Annotated in this window: 16 protein-coding genes; 8 read left to right on the plus strand and 8 right to left on the minus strand. The window is 62.2% G+C overall.

The genetic code is table 11. The features are described from left to right. Positions 1-60 precede the first annotated feature (60 nt). From BCA01S_RS02065 to BCA01S_RS02080, 4 genes are all read left to right on the plus strand, one after another. Positions 61-273, plus strand: a complete 213-nt coding sequence (locus BCA01S_RS02065) for a YMGG-like glycine zipper-containing protein (protein ID WP_020065423.1) — start codon at positions 61-63, stop codon at positions 271-273. 220 nt (positions 274-493) lie between these two features. Further along, positions 494-1,036 carry a hypothetical protein gene (locus tag BCA01S_RS02070; protein WP_027775491.1) on the plus strand — a complete coding sequence of 181 codons (543 nt, stop codon included), beginning with the start codon at positions 494-496 and terminating at the stop codon, positions 1,034-1,036. Positions 1,037-1,288: 252 nt separating this feature from the next. Beyond that, positions 1,289-2,887 (plus strand): L-lactate permease, encoded by a 1,599-nt coding sequence (locus tag BCA01S_RS02075; protein ID WP_027775492.1) that lies wholly within the window; start codon positions 1,289-1,291, stop codon positions 2,885-2,887. 246 nt (positions 2,888-3,133) lie between these two features. Beyond that, positions 3,134-4,060, plus strand: a complete 927-nt coding sequence (locus BCA01S_RS02080) for a DMT family transporter (protein ID WP_042317863.1) — start codon at positions 3,134-3,136, stop codon at positions 4,058-4,060. A gap of 117 nt (positions 4,061-4,177) precedes the next feature. Here the strand turns inward: BCA01S_RS02080 and bamC are convergent, their stop codons facing one another. Next, positions 4,178-5,410, minus strand: coding sequence for an NlpB/DapX family lipoprotein (gene bamC, locus BCA01S_RS02085; protein ID WP_027775494.1), 1,233 nt, complete (start codon positions 5,408-5,410; stop codon positions 4,178-4,180). 343 nt (positions 5,411-5,753) lie between these two features. Between bamC and BCA01S_RS02090 the strand changes: the two genes are divergently transcribed. The 3 genes from BCA01S_RS02090 (at position 5,754) to BCA01S_RS02105 (ending at position 9,771) form a co-directional block, all read left to right on the plus strand. Continuing rightward, positions 5,754-6,215, plus strand: a complete 462-nt coding sequence (locus BCA01S_RS02090; protein ID WP_027775495.1) for a DUF2844 domain-containing protein — start codon at positions 5,754-5,756, stop codon at positions 6,213-6,215. Positions 6,216-6,497: 282 nt separating this feature from the next. Beyond that, on the plus strand, positions 6,498-7,760 hold the full coding sequence (locus tag BCA01S_RS02100) for a DUF3443 domain-containing protein (RefSeq protein ID WP_027775496.1): 1,263 nt from the start codon (positions 6,498-6,500) through the stop codon (positions 7,758-7,760). A gap of 142 nt (positions 7,761-7,902) precedes the next feature. Then, on the plus strand, positions 7,903-9,771 hold the full coding sequence (locus BCA01S_RS02105) for a hypothetical protein (protein WP_027775497.1): 1,869 nt from the start codon (positions 7,903-7,905) through the stop codon (positions 9,769-9,771). Between the two features lie 62 nt (positions 9,772-9,833). Here the strand turns inward: BCA01S_RS02105 and BCA01S_RS02110 are convergent, their stop codons facing one another. Next, positions 9,834-10,340 carry a hypothetical protein gene (locus BCA01S_RS02110; RefSeq protein ID WP_027775498.1) on the minus strand — a complete coding sequence of 169 codons (507 nt, stop codon included), beginning with the start codon at positions 10,338-10,340 and terminating at the stop codon, positions 9,834-9,836. Between the two features lie 302 nt (positions 10,341-10,642). Between BCA01S_RS02110 and leuA the strand changes: the two genes are divergently transcribed. After that, positions 10,643-12,361: a 2-isopropylmalate synthase gene (gene leuA / locus BCA01S_RS02115; RefSeq protein ID WP_027775499.1), complete on the plus strand. Its 1,719-nt coding sequence runs from the start codon at positions 10,643-10,645 to the stop codon at positions 12,359-12,361. 126 nt (positions 12,362-12,487) lie between these two features. On the opposite strand, the gene BCA01S_RS02120 is transcribed toward leuA, so the two are convergent. From BCA01S_RS02120 to preA, 6 genes are all read right to left on the minus strand, one after another. Further along, a complete protein-coding gene (locus BCA01S_RS02120; protein WP_027775500.1) occupies positions 12,488-13,255 on the minus strand; it encodes an amino acid ABC transporter ATP-binding protein in 768 nt (255 codons plus the stop codon). Next, positions 13,255-13,932: an amino acid ABC transporter permease gene (locus tag BCA01S_RS02125; RefSeq protein ID WP_020065411.1), complete on the minus strand. Its 678-nt coding sequence runs from the start codon at positions 13,930-13,932 to the stop codon at positions 13,255-13,257. Before BCA01S_RS02125 ends, BCA01S_RS02120 begins: the two co-directional genes overlap by 1 nt. A gap of 22 nt (positions 13,933-13,954) precedes the next feature. Continuing rightward, complete coding sequence (locus BCA01S_RS02130; RefSeq protein ID WP_027775501.1) at positions 13,955-14,737, minus strand: amino acid ABC transporter substrate-binding protein; 783 nt, start codon at positions 14,735-14,737, stop codon at positions 13,955-13,957. 350 nt (positions 14,738-15,087) lie between these two features. Then, a complete protein-coding gene (gene hydA / locus BCA01S_RS02135) occupies positions 15,088-16,539 on the minus strand; it encodes a dihydropyrimidinase (protein WP_027775502.1) in 1,452 nt (483 codons plus the stop codon). Between the two features lie 52 nt (positions 16,540-16,591). Next, positions 16,592-18,103 carry an NCS1 family nucleobase:cation symporter-1 gene (locus BCA01S_RS02140; protein ID WP_020065408.1) on the minus strand — a complete coding sequence of 504 codons (1,512 nt, stop codon included), beginning with the start codon at positions 18,101-18,103 and terminating at the stop codon, positions 16,592-16,594. A 138-nt stretch (positions 18,104-18,241) separates the two neighbouring features. Continuing rightward, a complete protein-coding gene (gene preA, locus BCA01S_RS02145) occupies positions 18,242-19,570 on the minus strand; it encodes an NAD-dependent dihydropyrimidine dehydrogenase subunit PreA (protein ID WP_027775503.1) in 1,329 nt (442 codons plus the stop codon). Between the last annotated feature and the right edge of the window lie 36 nt (positions 19,571-19,606).

Here is a 19,606-nt window from a genome sequence, read left to right on the forward strand (position 1 = left end):
TCAGCTTCAGGAACGCAATACGACAGGCGGCTTCCAATCACAACAAAGGGAGTGAGCATCATGAAATCGATTCGTAAATTGGGTTCGCTCGCGATGATCGTCGCGGTTGTCGCGAGTCTTTCGGCCTGCGAGGGAATGAGTACGCGGCAACGGGATACGGCAATCGGCGCTGGCGTAGGCGGTGCCGCGGGTGCGGTCATTGGAGGCAGTGCACTGTCCACGCTCGGCGGCGCGGCCGTGGGCGGCGTGATTGGTAACCAGGTCGGCAAGTAAGCTCGCTACTGTCCGGCTGTGAAACGCGGGCTTGGGTGCAATGCCCTGTTCGCTTTCCGCTGACAAGACGTGCGCCGGGACAAGCCGTAAAACGAGGCGAAATACGCCGTTACGGTTTTGCAATCCTCTTTGCGCCGCGTGAGCGTAAGCTCGTGCAATGACGTACCGACGAAGGCGTCGGCTGCGTCGCTCGCAAGTTGCTTGCACACCGGAGCACGTCATGAAGTCCCGCCTGATTGACTCTTCTCATCCCGTTCACATGCTGTCGCGGTCGCGCACGCGGCTTGGGGCTGATCGCACTCGCCAGCGCATTCCCACCAGCGGTTACATTGGCCGCGTCCGGCTCGCGCTCTGCGGCGCCGCGGGCGCAGTGGTGCTGTCGGGCTGCTATTACCCTTACGGCTACTATCCGGGCTACTACCCGGCGTATTACGCGACGGTCCCCGCCAGCGCGGCACAACGGGAAGTGCCGGTGGGCGCGGCGGGCGGCGTAGGCACCGATCCGCAGGCCGGGCAGCAAGCAATGCAAGGGCAACAGGGGCAACACGTCGAGCAGCAGCCAGGCTCGTCGTACCCGCCTGCCACCTATGTGGTCGCCCAACCGCCGGTGTACGTCGCGCCGGCTTATCCCGCGTATTATCCGCCGCCGGTTTATCCGCCCTGGTACGGCTACGGCTATCCTGGCTGGTACGGTCCGTCCGTGTCGATCGGCTTCGGCTGGTGGTCGGGCGGACATGGCCATGGGCACGGCTACCATCATTGAACGACTTCAGGTTGAGCGAAGTGATTCTTGCCGGCGCGCGCCGCCGGCATGCGCTTCTGATTGCTCCCGTAGTTTCCCTTCTTGACGTGAGAGCCTCGGGCTCTATGCTTGGTTAAGCCGCACACAGTAACCGTTTAAAAGCGAGCCGACCGGTGCTTTTCTGCGCGGGCGGCGCTCATCCGTCCTGCAGGAGCGACGCGTCCCGTCATTCGCAGTCACGCGTCGATTTCGAACAACAACGAAGGAGACGTGATGTTTCATCAACTGCTCACTCCAGTCGGCAATTCCCTGCTTCCGTCGTTCCTCGTCGCGGCATTGCCCATCATCGTCGTGCTGTTGCTGCTCGGCTGGGCGCGCCGGCCTGCATGGCAGGCGTCGCTCGCGGGGCTGATCGTCGGCCTCGTCGTCGCGATTGCCGTGTGGCGGTTCCCAGTGGGGCTTGCGCTCGACTCCGTCGCCGCTGGCGTCGTGTTCGCGTGCTGGCCAGTCATGTGGATCGTGTTCACCGCGATCCTGCTATACAACATCGCACAACGCTCCGGCCGATTCGCGGCCTTTCGCATGTGGATGATCGACAACCTGCCGAACGACCGGCGCGTCGTGCTGGTCGTAGTGGGCTTTTCGTTCGGCGCGTTGCTGGAGGGAATTTCGGGCTTCGGCACGCCGGTCGCGATCACGAGTTCGCTGCTGATCCTGCTCGGCTTTCCGACGCTCGAGGCGCTCACCTTCACGCTGATTTTCAACACGGCGCCCGTGGCGTTCGGTGCGCTCGGCGTGCCGATCACGGTGCTCGGTGCAGTCACGCATCTGCCCGCCGATTCGCTCGCAAAAATGGTCGGCCGCCAGTTGCCGTTCTTCGCCTTGCTGTTGCCGTTCTACGTGATCGCCGTCTATGCCGGCTTTCGAAACATGGTGCGCGTCTGGCCGGTGCTGCTGGTTTCAGGCGCGAGCTTCGCGCTCACGCAGTTCGTCGCGTCGAACTACGTCAATTACAGCCTGACCGATGTGTTGTCGTCGATGGTGTCGCTCGTCGTCACGATCGCGTTTCTGCGCGTGTGGAAACCGGCCGCCGATCCCGCGTTCGCGGTCAATATCGACCGCGTCGGCGAAGTGCGCGGCAAGATCGGCGGCAGCCAGGGCTGGTATCCGTGGATCATCGTGTCCGTAGTCGTGATCGTCTGGACCGTGGCGAAGATCTTTCTGATCGGCGACGTGAAAGTGCCTTGGCCGGGCCTCGACAAAGCGGTGTTCATCACCTTGTACAACACACCGTACGGCGCGATCTGGGACTTCCAGCCGCTCGCCACCGGCACGGCGATTCTGGTCGCCGCGATCATCACGAGTCTGGTGGTCGGACTCAGCGCGCGTGACTTCGTCGCGGCGATCGCCGACACGTGGGTGCAGACGCGCATCGCGATTCTCACAGTCGCGACCATCGTCGGGCTCGCCTATCTGATGAACTACTCGGGGCTCACGTATACGCTCGGGCTCGGGGTCGCGTCGGTCGGACCGTTCTTTCCGCTGGTCTCGGCGTTCCTCGGCTGGGTCGCGGTGTTCCTGTCCGGCAGCGATACGTCGGGCAATGCGCTGTTCGGCAACCTTCAAGTGGTTGCGGCCAATCAGTTGAACCTGAACCCTGTTCTGATGGCGGCGACGAACTCCTCGGGCGGCGTGATGGGCAAGATGATCTCGCCGCAAAATATCTCGACCGGCGTGGCGACGACGGACCTCAAAGGCAAGGAAGGCGTGGTATTCGCGAAGACGTTCAAGCATTCGATTCTGTTGACCGTGCTCCTCGGCATTCTGGTCTGGCTACAGCAGAACGTCCTCCAGGGGATGATTCCGCACTGAACCAGCGTTGGCGTAGCGGGCGCGCTGCCTCGGCGCGCTCGCGCTGTCTCGCGTCGTGAATCGCAATTTTTCTCACATCAGCGTGAGAATTGCTCGCTTTGCGCGGCTTCCCGCCACGCTTACGATCACGTGTGTCAGACGCCCTCTCCCGAAACTTGCCATTTCATTCCAGGCTGAAACGTTTCGTCCTCTCGCGCTGATACGATGCGCAGGCGTCTCGACTCAACCGCGCGCGACGCCATCACAATGAATGCCAAAAATATCGTCCAGTTGCTGATCCTCGCGGCCCTGTGGGGCGCGTCGTTTCTATTTATCCGCGTCGGCGTGACCGACTTTGGCGTTGCGCCGCTGATGGCGCTGCGCGTCGGCATCGGCGCGGCCTTCCTGATCGCCGTGCTGCTCGCGCGTCGCCCTTTGCAACAATCGGCGACGATCCTGCGCACGCGCGCTTTTCCGCTGCTCGTGGTGGGCATTCTGAATTCGGCGGCGCCCTTTTGTCTCTTCGCCTATGCGGAGTTGACGCTGTCGGCGGGCGTGACGTCGGTGATCAACGCAACGACACCGTTGTGGGGCGGCCTTGTGGCTTTCCTCTGGCTGCGCGACCGGCTGAGCGCGCTGCGCACGCTCGGCCTCGTGATCGGTTTCTTGGGCGTGCTGATGCTGGTCTGGGATCAGATGGCCAGCCCAGGCAGCGCGTCGGCGACCCCGCTGACAACCGCGCTCGCCGCCGGCGCGGCGCTCGGCGCAACGCTGCTGTACGGCATCGCCGCCAATTACACGAAACGTTACCTGACCGGCGTCGATGCGCTCACAGTGGCCGCCGGCACGATGACGGGCGCAACCATCGTTCTGTTGCCGCTCGCGGTGATCTACTGGCCGAGTGCGCCGATCTCGCTGCACGCGTGGGGCGCAGTGCTCGCGCTCGGCGTGGCGTGCACCGGCATCGCCTATATGCTGTTCTTCCACCTGATCGCGGTGGCCGGACCGGCGCGGGCGATCACGGTGACCTTCGTGATCCCGATCTTCGGCATTCTGTGGGGCGCGCTGTTTCTCGGCGAAGGCGTTTCACCCGGCATGCTCGAAGGGTGCGGCGTGATTCTGGTGGGTACGGCGCTGGCAACTGGCGTCATCAAGCGCTTGCCGTGGGTCGGAACCCGTCGCGCGGATACCTGAGGGTTGCGCAACGGGATCGGCAACGTGATCGCATCCGTCGCAACATAAAAAAACCCGCCCGGGAACGGTGTCCCGGACGGGCTTCAGACAGCTTGCCGCCAGTTGCAGCCGCGCGCGTCAGTGCAGCTGATCGGCCATCAGAGTCATGATCTGCGTGGCCTGCGGGCTTTCGTCGACACCACCTTTGTCGTCGACCACGGCCACGCGGGTCTGATCAGGCGTCAGCGCGCGCACGTTCACGCGATACTGCCTGGCCACTTTTTCCTTCTTGCCGTGGAATACCTGGCTCCAGAAGCCCTGCTCGGCCGACGACATGTCCTTCGGATCGACGTAACGCACGAAGTACAGGCCGCGGCTCAGATCGCGGTCGTCTACGGTGAAATTGCTGCGGTCGAGCGCGAGGCCCACGCGCAGCCATGCACGGTCGTACGGCTCGCCGAGCGTCAGTTCGTTCGACGACAACTGCGCCGACGCGTTCGCCGCGTCCGGATCGCGCGCCGGCTGCTGTGCCGACAGGGCGACATTCTGCGCCGCAGTGGCCGCAGCCGCCGACCTGGCGCCCGACGTAGCCGCGTTAGGCGCCGTCTGCGCGCCGGCCGGCGACAATTCTGCTGTCTGCCCGCCGCCCGACTTTGCACGCGAATCGGCAAGCGCGAGCGCCGCCATCAAGCGCTTCAGGTATTCCTGCTCGAGGCCGGGGTCGTTCGCCTTCGGCTCCCACGTGCTCGAGTCGTTGTTCGTGCCGGTCAGCGCCTCGCGCATGCCCTTCTGGCTGATGAACACGTAAGTGCCGCCGTTCGGCGCTGCTTCGAGGCGCGTGCGGTACTTGTTGCGCTCGGAAGTCACGTAGCTGTTGCCCAGCGCCTTAGACAGCGTGCTGCGGATCAGACCGTCGTTGATCTGCGCGTGCGTTTCGTTCCAGTCGGTTTCCATCACGCCCTTGTCGCGCTGGTCGACCACCAGCAGGAAACCCTGCTCCTGCCAGAACCGGCGGATTTGCGGCCACGCGTCTGCCGGCGCCTTGCCGTCGATCACGAGCCAGCTTTCCGTGCCGTCGCGCTGGATATGCATGTTGCTCACGGGCGGCACGACCGCCAGCGTGTTGGCCGCAGGCGCCTGGGCCTGAACCTGACGCAGCGTGGACAGCGAGGTTTCGCCGCCTTGCGGGGGCAGCGAACGCTGATCGGGCGTCTCGTCGATCATGTTCGGCGGGACGGCGAGTGACACCTGTTTCGATTTGGAGTCGCTCTTATAGTCGACTTTGGTCGGCGACGACGTGCCGCAGCCGGCGACCAGCCCGCCCGCCATCAGCATTACTGCAAACCGCTTGGTAAGACGAAGATCAGTCATGTTCGGGGAATCCTTCCGCTACGCCACGGCAAGTTTCCGTGGATCAACCCGACATTTTACCGATCCCGGCGAGCCCTGTGCAAAAACCGGGGTTTGCCCCGCCCGACTGACTCACCGCAAGCGTCATATTTAACATTCGGCAACCATTCCGAATGGTCTGTCAGCTAAGTGCGACGCGCCTGTCAGAACATTGTTTTCAAAGACTCTTTGCAGGCTCGACGCACGTCATTTTTGCGATAACACAGGGCCGGGAAACGGGCACTAGGCTTCGTCAGGAAGCGCGAGTGATATCTTCAAATCGACTTCGCGAGAAGAACAAGCGCGCCACGACACGGAGACTGTCATGCCCCAAGCCCATCTCTTTCCCGTCATTACCGCGTCGGCGATCGCCGTCGCGACGCTGTGCCTCAGTGCCCATGCTTGCGCTCAACTAGGCGGTGTGATGCCACTGCAGCCGACCGACCACGCCGCGGCGCCGCAAAGCCTGCTGAACGGCGCGCTGCGCCTGCGCACATCGACCGATGCGGGCAACACCGCCATCAACGAATACGCGACGAGCACGGGCGAAATCGTCGCTTACACGTGGCAAGGCCCGACGATGCCCGATCTCGCCGCCCTGCTTGGCAACTACGCCGGCTCTTACCGGGCGGGCGCTGCGGCCGCGGTCGACGGCAATCTGCACGCGTCGCGCGTCGCGCGGCCGGATGTGATCGTGGAATCGGGCGGCCCCATGCGCGGCTATGCGGGCCGCGCATGGCTACCCGGCGCGTTGCCGCCGGGCGTCACTGTCGACGACCTCCGCTGACGCTGGTCCAGGCGCTTCCGGATGACCCCAGCGCTTGTATCGGTGCTGCTCCAGTTCGAAAGACCGCCGCGCAACCCGTTCGGCGTCATCAGACAAACAGAGGCGGACAAGCAGCGCTGACCAACGCGTGGTCAGCCGCGCAAATCCTGTTGCTGCGCTCGTGCCGGACTTCAACCGATTGCGGCAAACCGCGTCCAGAAGCGCCTCGACTATTCGCCTGAGCGCGCCCGCACCACTATGCGCCCGGAACAACCAAAACTACTGCCGACCTACGTTGACGCCATGAAGCCCAATCTCTCACTGTTTGTCCTGCTCCTCTTTTGCGCCGCTCTTACGGCATGTGGCGGCGGTAGCGGTGGCGGCCAGGCCGCGACCACCCCGGCGAGCAGTTCAGGGGCGGCGAGCGCGCCTCTCGCGTCGGCCCCGACTGCCGGCTCGAGCCCGAGCGGCACTGCCGTCGCGCAGTCGAACACGCCTAATGTTCAGCCGATCGCCGTAACGGCGGCGCCGCGCCTCACGCGCAACATGCTGACCACGAGCGTCACCATTTGCCAGCCGGGCACGGACAACTGCGCGACGATCGACAACATTCAGGTGGACACCGGCTCGCACGGTCTGCGTATTCTTGCCTCGGCCGTTCCGGCTGGCTTGCCGCTCGCCGCGATCACGTCGGGCGCCGGGATATCGGGCGAATGCGCGGTATTCGGCGGCGGCTACGCGTGGGGCGCGGTGCGCAGCGCGGACGTGCGCATGGCCGGACAACTGGCCCCGTCGATCGCAATTCAACTGATTGCCGACCCTGCGGTGCCGACGGTCCCTGCGGACTGTGCCGGCGCGGGTCCGTCGATGCTCACGCTCGACACGCTGCGAGCCAACGGCATTCTCGGCGTCGGCGCGTTCGCGGCCGACTGCGGCAGCGCCTGCGCGAACGCGGCGCTGCCACGCTGGTACTACGGCTGCGACGCTGCCGGCGCCTGCGTGCCGGCAGCGCAACCTCTCGCACAGCAGGTGGTCAATCCGGTCAGCCGCTTCGCCCTCGACAACAACGGCGTGGTGATCGATCTTCCCGCGGTCCCCGACAGCGGCGCGCTCACCGTTTCCGGGTCGATGATCTTCGGCATCGGCACTCAGGCAAACAACACGCTCGGCAGCGCGCGGGTGTTGAAGGGCAATCCGCAGACCGGTTACGTGACGACCACGCACCGCGCTCAAACGTACACGCAAAGTTATCTCGACACGGGCTCGAACGGCCTCTTCTATCGCGACACGCAACTGCCCCGATGCGGCTACTGGTATTGCCCCAGTTCGACGCAGTCGGCAACGGCGACGATCACCGGCACGGACGGCGCCGCGAACGCGGTCACGTTTTCGGTCGGCAACTCTCGGGTTCTGTTTGCATCGGCGAACAACGCCTTCAACAACATGGCGGGCATCGCAAGCAGCGGCTTCGGCTGGGGTCTGCCGTTCTTCTTCGGGCGCCGCGTGTACACCGCTATTGCATCGCGCGCGACGTCTGCGGGGCCCGGCCCTTACTACGCCTTCTGAATGGGGGGCCGCATTTACTGTGCTGAAAATTCGCAAACTCGTGGATCGGGCAAATTCGATATCGGCTGGCTGCGATAATCGTCGTTCGCGGCTAACGCATCTGGAAAATGGTTAGTCATGCATAACTACCCACGCCCTCCCGATGGAAGAAGCCACTTTTTCGCTCGACGAATTCGAGCAGCTCGTCTACACAAGGCAGCATATCCGGGCGTCGATCCAGCTGCTCTCGGCATTCGCGCTGCTGCAGCACAAACGCGGGCTGCTGGACGAGAGCTTTCTTGCGTCGGGCATGAGCGGCCTTGCGCCCGCCGAGCAACGCACGCGCTTCTGTACGCGGCTCGCTAGCGCGGCCTCCACGCTCTTTGCCGATCCTGAATTCCAGCTGCCCGGTGAATGTTTCAGGCTCTTTCTGACGCTGCATGAATGGGTGGGTTTGCTGTTCTCGGTTACGCCGTTTGGCAATGCGGACCATGTCGCTTGCCATCTGAATCCGCGCGGCGCGCAGGACAGGCAGTTTGTTGCAGGTGACCGTTTCGTCGAAAAGTTTTGCGTGCTGTATTCAACCGGCTCTGAAATGGAGCTGGACTTCGTCGCGCTGTGGGCGTACGACAAGGTGCTTGCGGCCTCCCTGGCACTCGTCCTGCTGGCGCCGGTTTTCAAGGGTTCGCCGAGCGCGCACGTTAAGCGCGAGGCACTGATGGAGTGGCTTCCCGGCAAACTGCAGCAGATCGGCGACCTCGACGACCTGCCCACCGCGTTGCTGCACAACGCCTACATGTTTTGCAGCTACGCAGAAACGCCGCGCCGTCATGAGATCAAGCGCGACATTAATGTGCTCGTGCGCCGCAAGCTCGCGCAACTCGGTTTGACCGACCTGCCGGCGGCACCGCGCAAGGCGAACGCGGCGAACCCCAGGACACCGAAGAACGCGAGGCGCCGCAAAAAGCCGTTGATGATGGTCGTGCTCGAGTGGTTCGGCGGTGCGCATTCCATCTACCGCACGCACTCGCGCACTATCGAGGCAGCGCGCAAGCATTTCGAGGTGGTGGGTTTCGGCTTCGGCTATGCAATCGACGATATCGGGCGAGCGGTCTTCGAGCGTTTTATCGAGCTGGAAGATCCGGAGTACATCGGTGAATGTCTGCGGACCATTCGCGACTTTGCGGAACGCGAAAAGCCCGACGTGCTGTACATGCCGAGCGTCGGCATGTTCGTGATGACGGTATTCATGTCGAATCTGCGCGTCGCGCCGTTACAGATCGCGGGCCTCGGGCACCCGGCCACCACGCACTCGGACAAGATCGACTACGTGAGCGTCGAGGAAGACTATGTCGGCGATCCTGCATGCTTTAGCGAACGCCTGATGAAGCTGCCGAAAGACGGCCAGCCGTATCGACCTTCGGTTGCGTTGCCAGAGATCTCCGCGCGCATTCCGCCTGCGCGCACAACGCTTGAAGTGGTCATTACCGCTAGCGCAATGAAGCTCAACCCCGGTTTTCTCGCAGCCTGCCGCGAGATCGGTGCGCGGGCCGCGACGCCCGTCGAATTCCACTTCATGAGCGGCGTGCCGGCCGGCCTCGCGCTCGACCAGATGCGCGAGGTCATCGGACGTGCGATACCAGGCGCGGTCGTGCACGAGTTTTGTCAGTATGCGGGCTACCTGCAGCGCGTCAATCGCTCCGATCTCTTTCTGAGTCCGTTCCCGTTCGGCAATACGAACGGGATCGTCGACGCGCTCACGCTCGGTTTGCCGGGCGTGTGCAAGCGCGGGCCTGAGGTATTCGAACGGATAGACGGCGCGCTATTCGAGCGCGTGGGCATGCCATCGTGGACAACGGCGGACAACGTCGAGGGTTATATCGCGGCAGCGGTGCGAATGATCGAAGGACACGACGAACGCATGGCATTGCGGCAGCGGCTGATCGACACGCGCGCGGTTGAGCGCTGCTTTGAAGGCCGGCCTGAGGCGTTTGCCGAAAGCGCGCTAGCGTTGATGCTGGAGAGCAGGTAGGCAGCGCGATGTCAGGCGGTGGATTGACAGTCGCCTGGGTAATGAACCGGCCGCCCGGGAGCTTACTCGTCTGCTTCGCTCGCGTCCGGGTCGGACGGCGCCGCCAGCTTTGCCGGCGCTAGCCAGCTAAACGTGTCCAGCGTGGGGCCATGGAACGTGCATTCAGCGGCGGCGGCCAGAATCAGCTTCTTTGGTTTGGTCGGCTTCCGTGCGAGCGCATCAGCCTCCGACGCAGTGACCGACGAAGCCGCCTGCGACACAGCCGGAGCCGCTCCCACACCCGAGGCCGCCACTCTGCGTCCTGCCCGAGCGCCCGAAGCTGCTCGCGCTGACGCGGCCGCTACTTCAGACGCCGTCATTACATGTTCAATGGATCCTTCCACCACGACGCGTGAGCCGTCGATTCCAGCGCCCGTATGGCCGATCTTCAGTGTATCGGACGTTTTTTCTGCCAGCTTGCTTCGCATTAACTGCTCGCACGCGTCCGAGTTCTTGTAGACAGCCGTGCAGGCCGCGAGGAGTGCTGCAGCGGTCGCAGCGCATGCGATAGTGACAATCCGAATCTTCATTGACGTTCCGTTTTTCAAGCCGTCGGGAATTGTAGCCTGGCACCGCGCGCGAGCGCCCCGCTTGACGCCGTCCCAATAATATGTTCCTATTGCGCACTATGTACCGCGCCCAGGCCACCCTATCGCTACTACTAGCCCGCTCTACCGGGCTAGGTCTGCTGCTGCGCGCTTCCATCTGAAACACCCGAAGCACCGCATAATTCCCCAGTAACTGACCCAGCCCCGGTTTCCGACCGGCGGCGCTGCTTTGCGTTCTTGTCGTCCGGTCGACTACCAGCCAGTCGAACCCACGGACGATGAAAATGTTGAAGAACCCTGCTACCAAGTACCGCTCCTTCAAGCCCATCAATTTGACGGACCGCCAGTGGCCGTCGCGCACGATCACGCGCGCGCCGATCTGGATGAGCACCGACCTGCGCGACGGCAACCAGGCTCTTTTCGAGCCGATGAACGCAGAGCGCAAAATGCGCATGTTCAAGACTCTGGTGCAGATCGGTTTCAAGGAGATCGAAGTCGCATTTCCGTCGGCATCGCAGACCGATTTCAACTTCGTGCGAGAGTTGATCGAAGGCGGTCACATTCCCGACGACGTAACGATCGAAGTGTTGACGCAAGCCCGCGACGATCTGATCGAGCGTACGTTCGAATCGTTGCGCGGCGCGCCGCGCGCAATCGTCCATCTGTACAACGCAACTGCGCCGGAATTCCGCAAGATCGTGTTCGGGCTCGACCAGAACGGCGTCAAGGAACTCGCGCAAAAAGCCGCGCGCACGATGAAACGTCTCGCCGATGCCGCGCCGGAAACACATTTCACGCTGCAATACAGCCCTGAAGTGTTCAGCGGCACCGAACTCGAATTCGCGAAGGAAGTTTGCGACGCGGTGTTCGACATCTGGCAACCCACGCCTGAGCACAAGGCCATCGTCAATTTGCCGGCAACGGTCGAAATGGCGACGCCGAACGTCTACGCCGACCAGATCGAATGGATGCACCGCAACCTCGCGCGCCGCGATTCGTTGATCGTGTCGGTGCATCCGCATAACGATCGTGGCACCGCGGTGGCCGCGGCGGAACTCGCGGTGATGGCGGGCGCGGATCGTATCGAAGGGTGTCTGTTCGGCAACGGCGAGCGCACCGGCAACGTGGACCTCGTCACGCTCGCACTGAATTTGTATACGCAGGGAGTCGATCCCGGACTCGACTTCTCGAACATCAACGAAATTGCACGCACGGCCGAGGAATGCACGCAGTTGCCCGTACATCCGCGTCATCCTTATGTGGGCGATCTGGTGTTCACCGCATTCTCCGGCTCGCATCAGGATGCGATCAAAAAAGGCTTCGCTGCGCAGAAACCCGACGCGATCTGGGAAGTGCCGTACATGCCGATCGATCCGAACGATCTGGGCCGCACCTACGATTCCGTGATCCGGGTGAACAGCCAGTCTGGCAAGGGCGGCATCGCGTACCTGCTCGAGCAGAGCTACGGCGTCGTGTTGCCGCGCCGCTTGCAAGTGGATTTCAGTTCGGCCGTGCAGCGCTTTACCGACGACAGCGGACAGGAAGTCACGCCATCGCAGATCTGGGAACTGTTCCAGCAGGAGTACGTGCAGAATACCGCGCCGGTGCACTACATCGGCCACAGCCTGTCCGAGCAGGACGGACGCGAGCGCATCAAGCTGACTGTCGAGATCAATGGCACCCGGCGCGTGTTGAACGGCGAAGGCAACGGTCCACTCGACGCGTTGATGCACGCGATGGGTGTGCCCGTGCGCATCCAGCACTATGAGGAGCGCGCGTTGACGCAAGGCGCCGATGCCCGCGCGGTCGCCGTCGCCGAAATGGCCGGGGCCGACGTGACCGGCAGCGCGTTCGGCGTGGGTATCGACGCCAATCTGGTGACTGCGTCGATTCGAGCAGTGATCAGCGGCGTGAACCGCGCGTACGCTCGCGTCAGTGAAGAGGCCAAGGCACGGTTCTTCGAAACGGCGCTGGACAATGAAGCCGAGCGCGCTGAAGCGTAAGACACCAGTAAAGTGCCTTTAATGGCCTGATATGCAAAAAGGGGCGCAGTTCTGAACTGGCGCCCCTTTCTTCTTGTTGCATACCTCAGCGGCTTTTCTTATCAAAGGTACTCGCTCATGCCCGCTTCACTCGGTCCATGCATCGGGCAAGCTGTGCGTCAACGTCGACACGAAGCGCGCGGTTTCCTCCTGCTGCGGCCGCATGAACACATCGCGCGACGGACCCGACTCCACCACTACGCCGTTGTTGAGGAACACCACGTCGCGTGCAATCGTAGCGGCGAGCCGCAAATCATGCGTCGCCATCAGCATGGTCATGCCTTCATTCGCGAGTTGCTTGAGTACTTCGACCACTTCCGCGGCCAGTCCGGGATCGAGCGCGGATGTGGGCTCGTCGCATAACAATACTTCGGGCGACGGCGCCAATGCTCGCGCGATCGCAACGCGCTGCTGCTGCCCGCCCGACAGGGTGACAGGCCACGCATCGCCCTTGTGCGCGATGCCGACCTTCTCCAGCAATTCGTCAGCGCGGGCTCGCGCCTTTTCCTTGTCCCATTTCAGCACGGTGATGAGGCCTTCCATTACGTTCTGACGCACCGTGAGATGCGGAAACAACTGGAAGTTCTGAAACACCATGCCGGTACGGCGCCGGATAGTCAGGACCGTTTCGCGCGACGGCCGCTCGTCGCGGCTGAACGTGAGCTGCTGATCGCCGATTTCGAGCGAGCCGGCCTCGGGAATTTCCAGCAGATTCACGCAACGCAACAGCGTACTTTTGCCGCTACCCGACGGCCCGATCAACGCAGTCACGTTGCCCTGCGCGAGATGCAGGTCGACCGAGTTGAGCACGCGGAGTCCGGAAAAATACTTGTCGATTTTTTCCAGTCGGATCATTAGTTACCCGCCTGAAAGAGTGCATGACGGCCGAACTTCCGTTCAAGCCTCACTTGAGCCGACGACAGCACCGAACTGAACAGGAGATACACCAGCGCTGCCTCGGTATAAAGAATCAGCGGTTCGTAGGTGACCGAAGCAATTCTCTGCGCTGCCTGAAACACTTCGGGCACAGTCAGCACAGCGGCCAACGACGTGTCCTTCACGAGCGCGATGAACGAGTTGGACAACGGCGGCAACGCGACGCGTGCGGCCTGCGGCAGAATCGCACGACGCAGCGCCTGTTCGCGCGTCATTCCCATTGAATACGCGGCTTCCCACTGTCCTTTCGGGATCGACTCGATTACACCGCGAATCACTTCTGAGTTGTAGGCGCCCACATTCAGCGAGAAGCCGATAATCGCCGCAGTCAAAGGATCGAGCACGATGCCTACGTTCGGCAAGCCGTAGAAGATCACGAATAGTTGCACGAGCAACGGTGAGCCGCGAAACAGCCACACGTAAAAGCGCACCACCGCCACTGCCCATTTCGGCCCAAAGAGCCGCACCAGCGCGACAATGAACGCGAGCGCGAGTCCAATTGCAAACGAAGCCAACGTGAGCGGCACCGTAAACACGAGCCCCGCATATAGCAGGGGCCACAGCGAGTGCGCCATCAGATGCAACCATGCCGGCATGATTCAGACTCGCAAAAGGCGTTTATTTGGAGACGTCTTTGCCGAAGTACTTCTGCGAGATCTTCGCGTAGGTGCCGTCTTTCTTCATATCCGCGAGCGCCTTGTTGATCGCCGCGACGAGTTCCGGGCTGCCCTTGCGGATCAGCACCGCGGACTTGTCACTGCTTTCCGGCGATGTGTCCAGCGTGGCGATCTTCACCTTCGCATCCGGCTTGTGCTTCTTGAAGTCGAGGAACGACAGCGAATCGTTCACGGTTGCATCCACTCGGCCCGCGGTCAGCAGATCGATCGATTCATTGAAGCCCTGCACGGGAATCACTTCCGCGCCGTGCGCGGCGGCGATCTTGCCGAAGTTGCTGGTCAGCGTGTTGGCGGACTTTTTGCCCTTCAGATCGTCGAAAGTCTTGATCGCGTTGTTGTCCGAGCGCACGATCAGTGCGGCATGTGAGGTGATGTACGGATCGGAGAAATCATATTTGAGCTTGCGCGCGTCGGTCACCGCGACTTCGTTGATCACCGCGTCGTAGCGGTTCACGTCAAGACCGGCAATCAGCCCGTCCCATTTGCCTTCGACAAATTGCGGCTTGACGCCCAGACGCTGCGCGATCTGCGTGCCGACTTCCACGTCGAAACCGGTTAGCTTGCCCGACTCGTCGTGATAGGTGAACGGTGCATAAGTGCCTTCCGTACCAATCCTGAACACGCCCGAAGACTTGATCTGCGCGAGTTCATCGGCGGCGAACACGGGGCTCGCGGCTACCGCATGAAACAGCGCGATCAGCACAATGGAACGAATCGACTTCATGAGTGGCTCCCTAAGGTGGTCAGGCCGCATGCCTGGACGCGTGTTGGCAGTCCCACCGGCGCTCGTGCCCGGCGGAGTGGGCGGACTGTAGCAAAGGGCCTGCGTTTTTACAAAGGATCAGGTTTCCAATCCATATGCGCATCCATGCTAAGCCGCAGCCATCGCCTCCACTATCACATGAATTTCAACTCTACAGCAGATGTGAAGACGCGGCATGCATCGCAACATGGAACATGGGCGGGACGCCATCGGGGAAAACGCGAGACAGCGGTGCCGCGGCGAATGCGCGGCGCCGAAAGGAAAGTCGGCGCAAGCTTGCCTGCCCGCGCCGCAGTCTGGACGCTCGAGCGCTACCGCTCGATGGGATGCGGCTCTTTCAGCTTGTTCGACACGCGGATCGCGTCGAAGTAGGCAGCATTCGGCGGGCGCTTCTGATACTGGCCGGCGCCTCTCACGGCTCGCAGATCGCCGTCGGTCCAGGCAAGCGCGCCGCGCGTGAGCGTATGCATGGCCACGCCTTGCACCGTCATGCCTTCGAACACATTGAAGTCGACTTTCTGATGATGCGTCTTCACGGAGATCGTCTTGCTTGCGTTGGGGTCCCATACGACGATATCCGCATCGGCGCCGACACGCACCGCGCCTTTGCGCGGATACAGGTTGAAGATCTGTGCGGCGTTCGTCGAAGTAATGCGCACGAACTCGTTCGGCGTGAGACGCCCGGAGTTCACGCCGTGATGCCACAGCACCGCCATGCGATCTTCGACACCGCCGCAGCCGTTCGGAATCTTCGTAAAGTCTTCGCGGCCCATGGCCTTTTGCGACGCGCAGAATACGCAGTGATCGGTCGCGGTGGTGTGTAATTGGCCGGCCTGCAAACCTCGCCACAACGCCTCGCGATGTTCGGCCGAGCGAAACGGCGGGCTCATCACATGCGCCGCGGCGCGCGTCCAGTCGGGATCGCGATACACGGCTTCGTCGATCACGAGATGCCCCGGCAACACTTCGCCGAATACCCGCAGCCCTTCGCTGCGCGCCCGCGAGATCGCATCGACAGCGTCTTTCGCGGACACGTGCACGATATACACCGGCACTCCCAGCACCTGCGCGATACGAATCGCGCGATTGGCCGCCTCGCCTTCGACTTCGGGCGGCCGTGACAGCGGATGCGCCTCGGGCCCCGTGAAGCCTTTTGCAAGCAGCTGGCGCTGCAACTGAAACACCAGTTCACCGTTTTCCGCATGCACAGTGGGCAGCGCGCCGAGTTCGAGCGATCTCGAGAAGCTGTTCACCAGCACTTCGTCGTCGGCCATGATGGCGTTCTTGTAGGCCATGAAGTGCTTGAAGCTCGACACGCCATGTTCATGCACGAGCGTGCCCATGTCGCGATACACCGAGTCGTCCCACCATGTCACGGCGACATGAAATCCATAATCCGCCGACGCCTTCTCCGCCCAGCCGCGCCACTGCTTGAACGCTTCCATCAGGCTTTGCTTCGGGCTTGGAATCACGAAGTCGATAATGCTCGTGGTGCCGCCCGACAATCCCGCTGCGGTGCCGGTATAGAAGTCGTCGCTCGCGGTGGTGCCCATGAAGGGCAGTTCCATATGCGTGTGCGGATCGATGCCGCCGGGCATCACATACTGCCCGCCCGCATCGACGATCGTCGCACCCGCCGGTGCTTCCAGGTCCGCTCCGATCTGCAGGATGGTGCCGCCGTCTTGCGGGTCGGCACACAACACGTCCGCTCGATACGTGTTCTCCGCGTCGATAATGGTGCCGCCGCGAATCAGGGTCGTCATGTTGCCGCCTCCTTATGAATTTGCTTGTGTCGCTGCTGCACACACGCGTTTCTCATGCACTCGCGACGCGCGCGCTGGGTCCTTTGCTGAGTTTCATCCAGGCGCTGTACACGATTGACGCCAACGCGAGCCCGACAAACCATGCATACGTATAGACCGTATTGAATATCGACGGCACGTTCGCGAACGAAGCAGGAAACGCAGTGTGCAAAAAGCCCGGCAGATTCGGCAGCACACCGATCACGAGCGCGACCACCGCGCCGATATTCCAGCCGCCCGTATAGCTATATTCGCCGCGCTCGTCGAATAGTTCTCGCGTGTCGAGCCGCGTGCCGCGAATCAGGAAATAGTCGACCATCAGAATGCCCGCCACGGGACCGAGCAGCGCCGAGTAACCGACGAGCCACGTGAAGATATAGCCTTGCGTGGTCGCGAGAATCTTCCACGGCATCATGACGATTGCGATGGTCGCGGTAATCATGCCGCCGACGCGATACGAAATGCCCTTCGGCCACAGGCTCGAAAAATCATAAGCGGGTCCGACGAGATTCGCGGCAAGATTGCAGCACATCGTGTCGAGCGTGAGGATGATGAGAGCGAGGCCTACGCCAATGCCGGTCATGCGGCTTGTCAGGTCGATCGGGTCCCAGATCGCCTTGCCATAGATCACCACGGTGGCGGACGTCACCACCACCGAGATTACCGAGAGCAAAGCCATCGGCACCGGCAAACCGATCGACTGCCCGACAATCTGGTCGCGCTGCGTTTTGGCAAAACGCGTGAAGTCGGGAATGTTCAACGCGAGCGTGGCCCAGAAGCCGACCATGGCGGTAAGGCCCGGCCAGAAAGTAGCCCAGAACATGCCCTCCTTCTTGCCGCCCGGCACGAACTGCGAAGGCGCGGCGAGCATCGAGCCGAGCCCGCCCGCTTTGGATGTCGCCCACCAGACAAGTGCAATACACATCACGATCTTGATTGGCGCCGACCAGCTTTCGAGCCAGCGGATCGAGTCCGTACCATGCACGATGAAGTAGATCTGCAAAGCCCAGAACACGAGAAAACATGCGAGCTGTGCAATGGAAATGTCGATGAACGGCAACGCTGCGCCGTGCAGCGCGTTGCCGGTGAGAATGTTCAACAGCGTATAGATCGCGCTGCCGCCAAGCCACGTTTGAATGCCGTACCAGCCGCAGGCCACAATCGCACGCAGCATTGCCGGCAATTTCGCGCCCTGCGTGCCGAACGACGAGCGCACCAGCACCGCATACGGAATGCCGTGCTTGGCGCCCGCGTGGCCGATCAACAGCATCGGCACGAGCACGATCAGGTTGCCTAGCAGCACCGTCAACACCGCTTGCCACGGCGACATACCCTCTTCAGTCAATCCGGCCGCGAGCATGTACGACGCAATGTTCATCACCATGCCCACCCACAGCGCTGCGAAGTGATACCAGCGCCAGGTGCGCTGCGCGGGGCCGGTGGGCGCAAGGTCGTCGTTGTAAAGACTGCTGCCTTGCGCGCCGGCCGCGAATTGCGGATCGACGGGTTGCGCGGTCTGCTTCATCGAAAGATCTCCACTAGATCGTTGAAGCCCGCGCGGCTTCTGTCGGCGCGTCGGGCGTTAGAGAAAACACCGGTTCGGTACAAGCGCTGCGCTTACAACTGCGCTTACAACTGCGCTTACAACGATTCGCCCTGTATTTCAGGCGGCTTTTGCTGCGTGGGCGGGTTCCGCGTTCGCTGACTCTGCCTCTACATCACTAGCCGGAGCATCCACTCGCGCCGGATTGTTCGGATGCGTAGTCCAGTTCGCGTATTCGCCGTTATCCACGCGCTCCATGGTGATGCATTGCTCGACCGGACACACATGCATGCACAGATTGCAGCCCACACATTCGGAGTCCATCACTTCAAAATGCCGGACGCCATCTTTTTCTTTCATGATCGCCTGATGCGCGGTGTCCTCGCATGCGATATGGCAGAGACCGCATTGAATGCACTTGTCCTGGTCGATGCGCGCCTTGATGTCGTACTTGAGGTTCAGGTACTTCCAGTCGGTAACGTTGGGCACGGCGCGGCCGCGAATGTCGTCGAGCGTCGCGTACCCTTTCTCGTCCATCCAGTTGGCAAGACCGTCGGCGAGATCCGTGACAATGCGAAAACCGTAGTGCATGGCCGCCGTGCAGACCTGCACGCTGCCCGCGCCAAGCACCATGAATTCGGCCGCATCGCGCCAGGTCGAAATGCCGCCTATACCCGAAATCGGCAGGTTCGGCGTCTCCACGTCACGCGCGATTTCGGCGACCATGTTCAGTGCAATCGGCTTTACCGCCGGGCCGCAGTAGCCTCCATGCGTGCCCTTGCCGTCGACCATCGGCAACGGTGACATTGCGTCGAGATCCACGGCGACGATCGAGTTGATCGTGTTGATCAACGACACGCCGTCCGCGCCGCCCTTGTATGCCGCGCGCGAGCCGAGCCGGATGTCGGTGATATTCGGCGTGAGCTTGACGAGGCACGGCAGCTTCGTGCCTTCCTTGACCCAGCGCGTGACCATCTCGATGTACTCGGGCACCTGGCCGACCGCCGCGCCCATCCCGCGTTCGCTCATGCCGTGCGGACATCCGAAATTCAGTTCGACTGCGTCGGCGCCCGTGTCTTCCACGAGCGGCAAGATCCATTTCCAGTCGCGCTCATTGCACGGCACCATCAGCGAAACGATCATTGCGCGCTCGGGCCAGTCGCGTTTCACCTGTGCGATTTCGCGCAGATTGACGTCGAGCGGGCGGTCGGTGATCAACTCGATGTTGTTGAGCCCCGCGATGCGTTGACCGTTCCATTGCACCGCGCCGTAGCGCGAGCTCACGTTGACCACGTGCGGGTCGAGGCCGAGTGTCTTCCACACCACGCCGCCCCAGCCGGCTTCGAACGCGCGGTTCACGTTATAGGCTTTGTCGGTCGGCGGCGCAGACGCGAGCCAGAAGGGATTCGGCGATGTGATGCCGGCAATCGTACAGCGCAGATCGGCCATGTTCGGCTCCTTGGGGACGGCTATTTTGTTGTGTCT

This window comes from Paraburkholderia caledonica NBRC 102488 (assembly GCF_000685095.1).
GTDB lineage: Bacteria > Pseudomonadota > Gammaproteobacteria > Burkholderiales > Burkholderiaceae > Paraburkholderia > Paraburkholderia caledonica.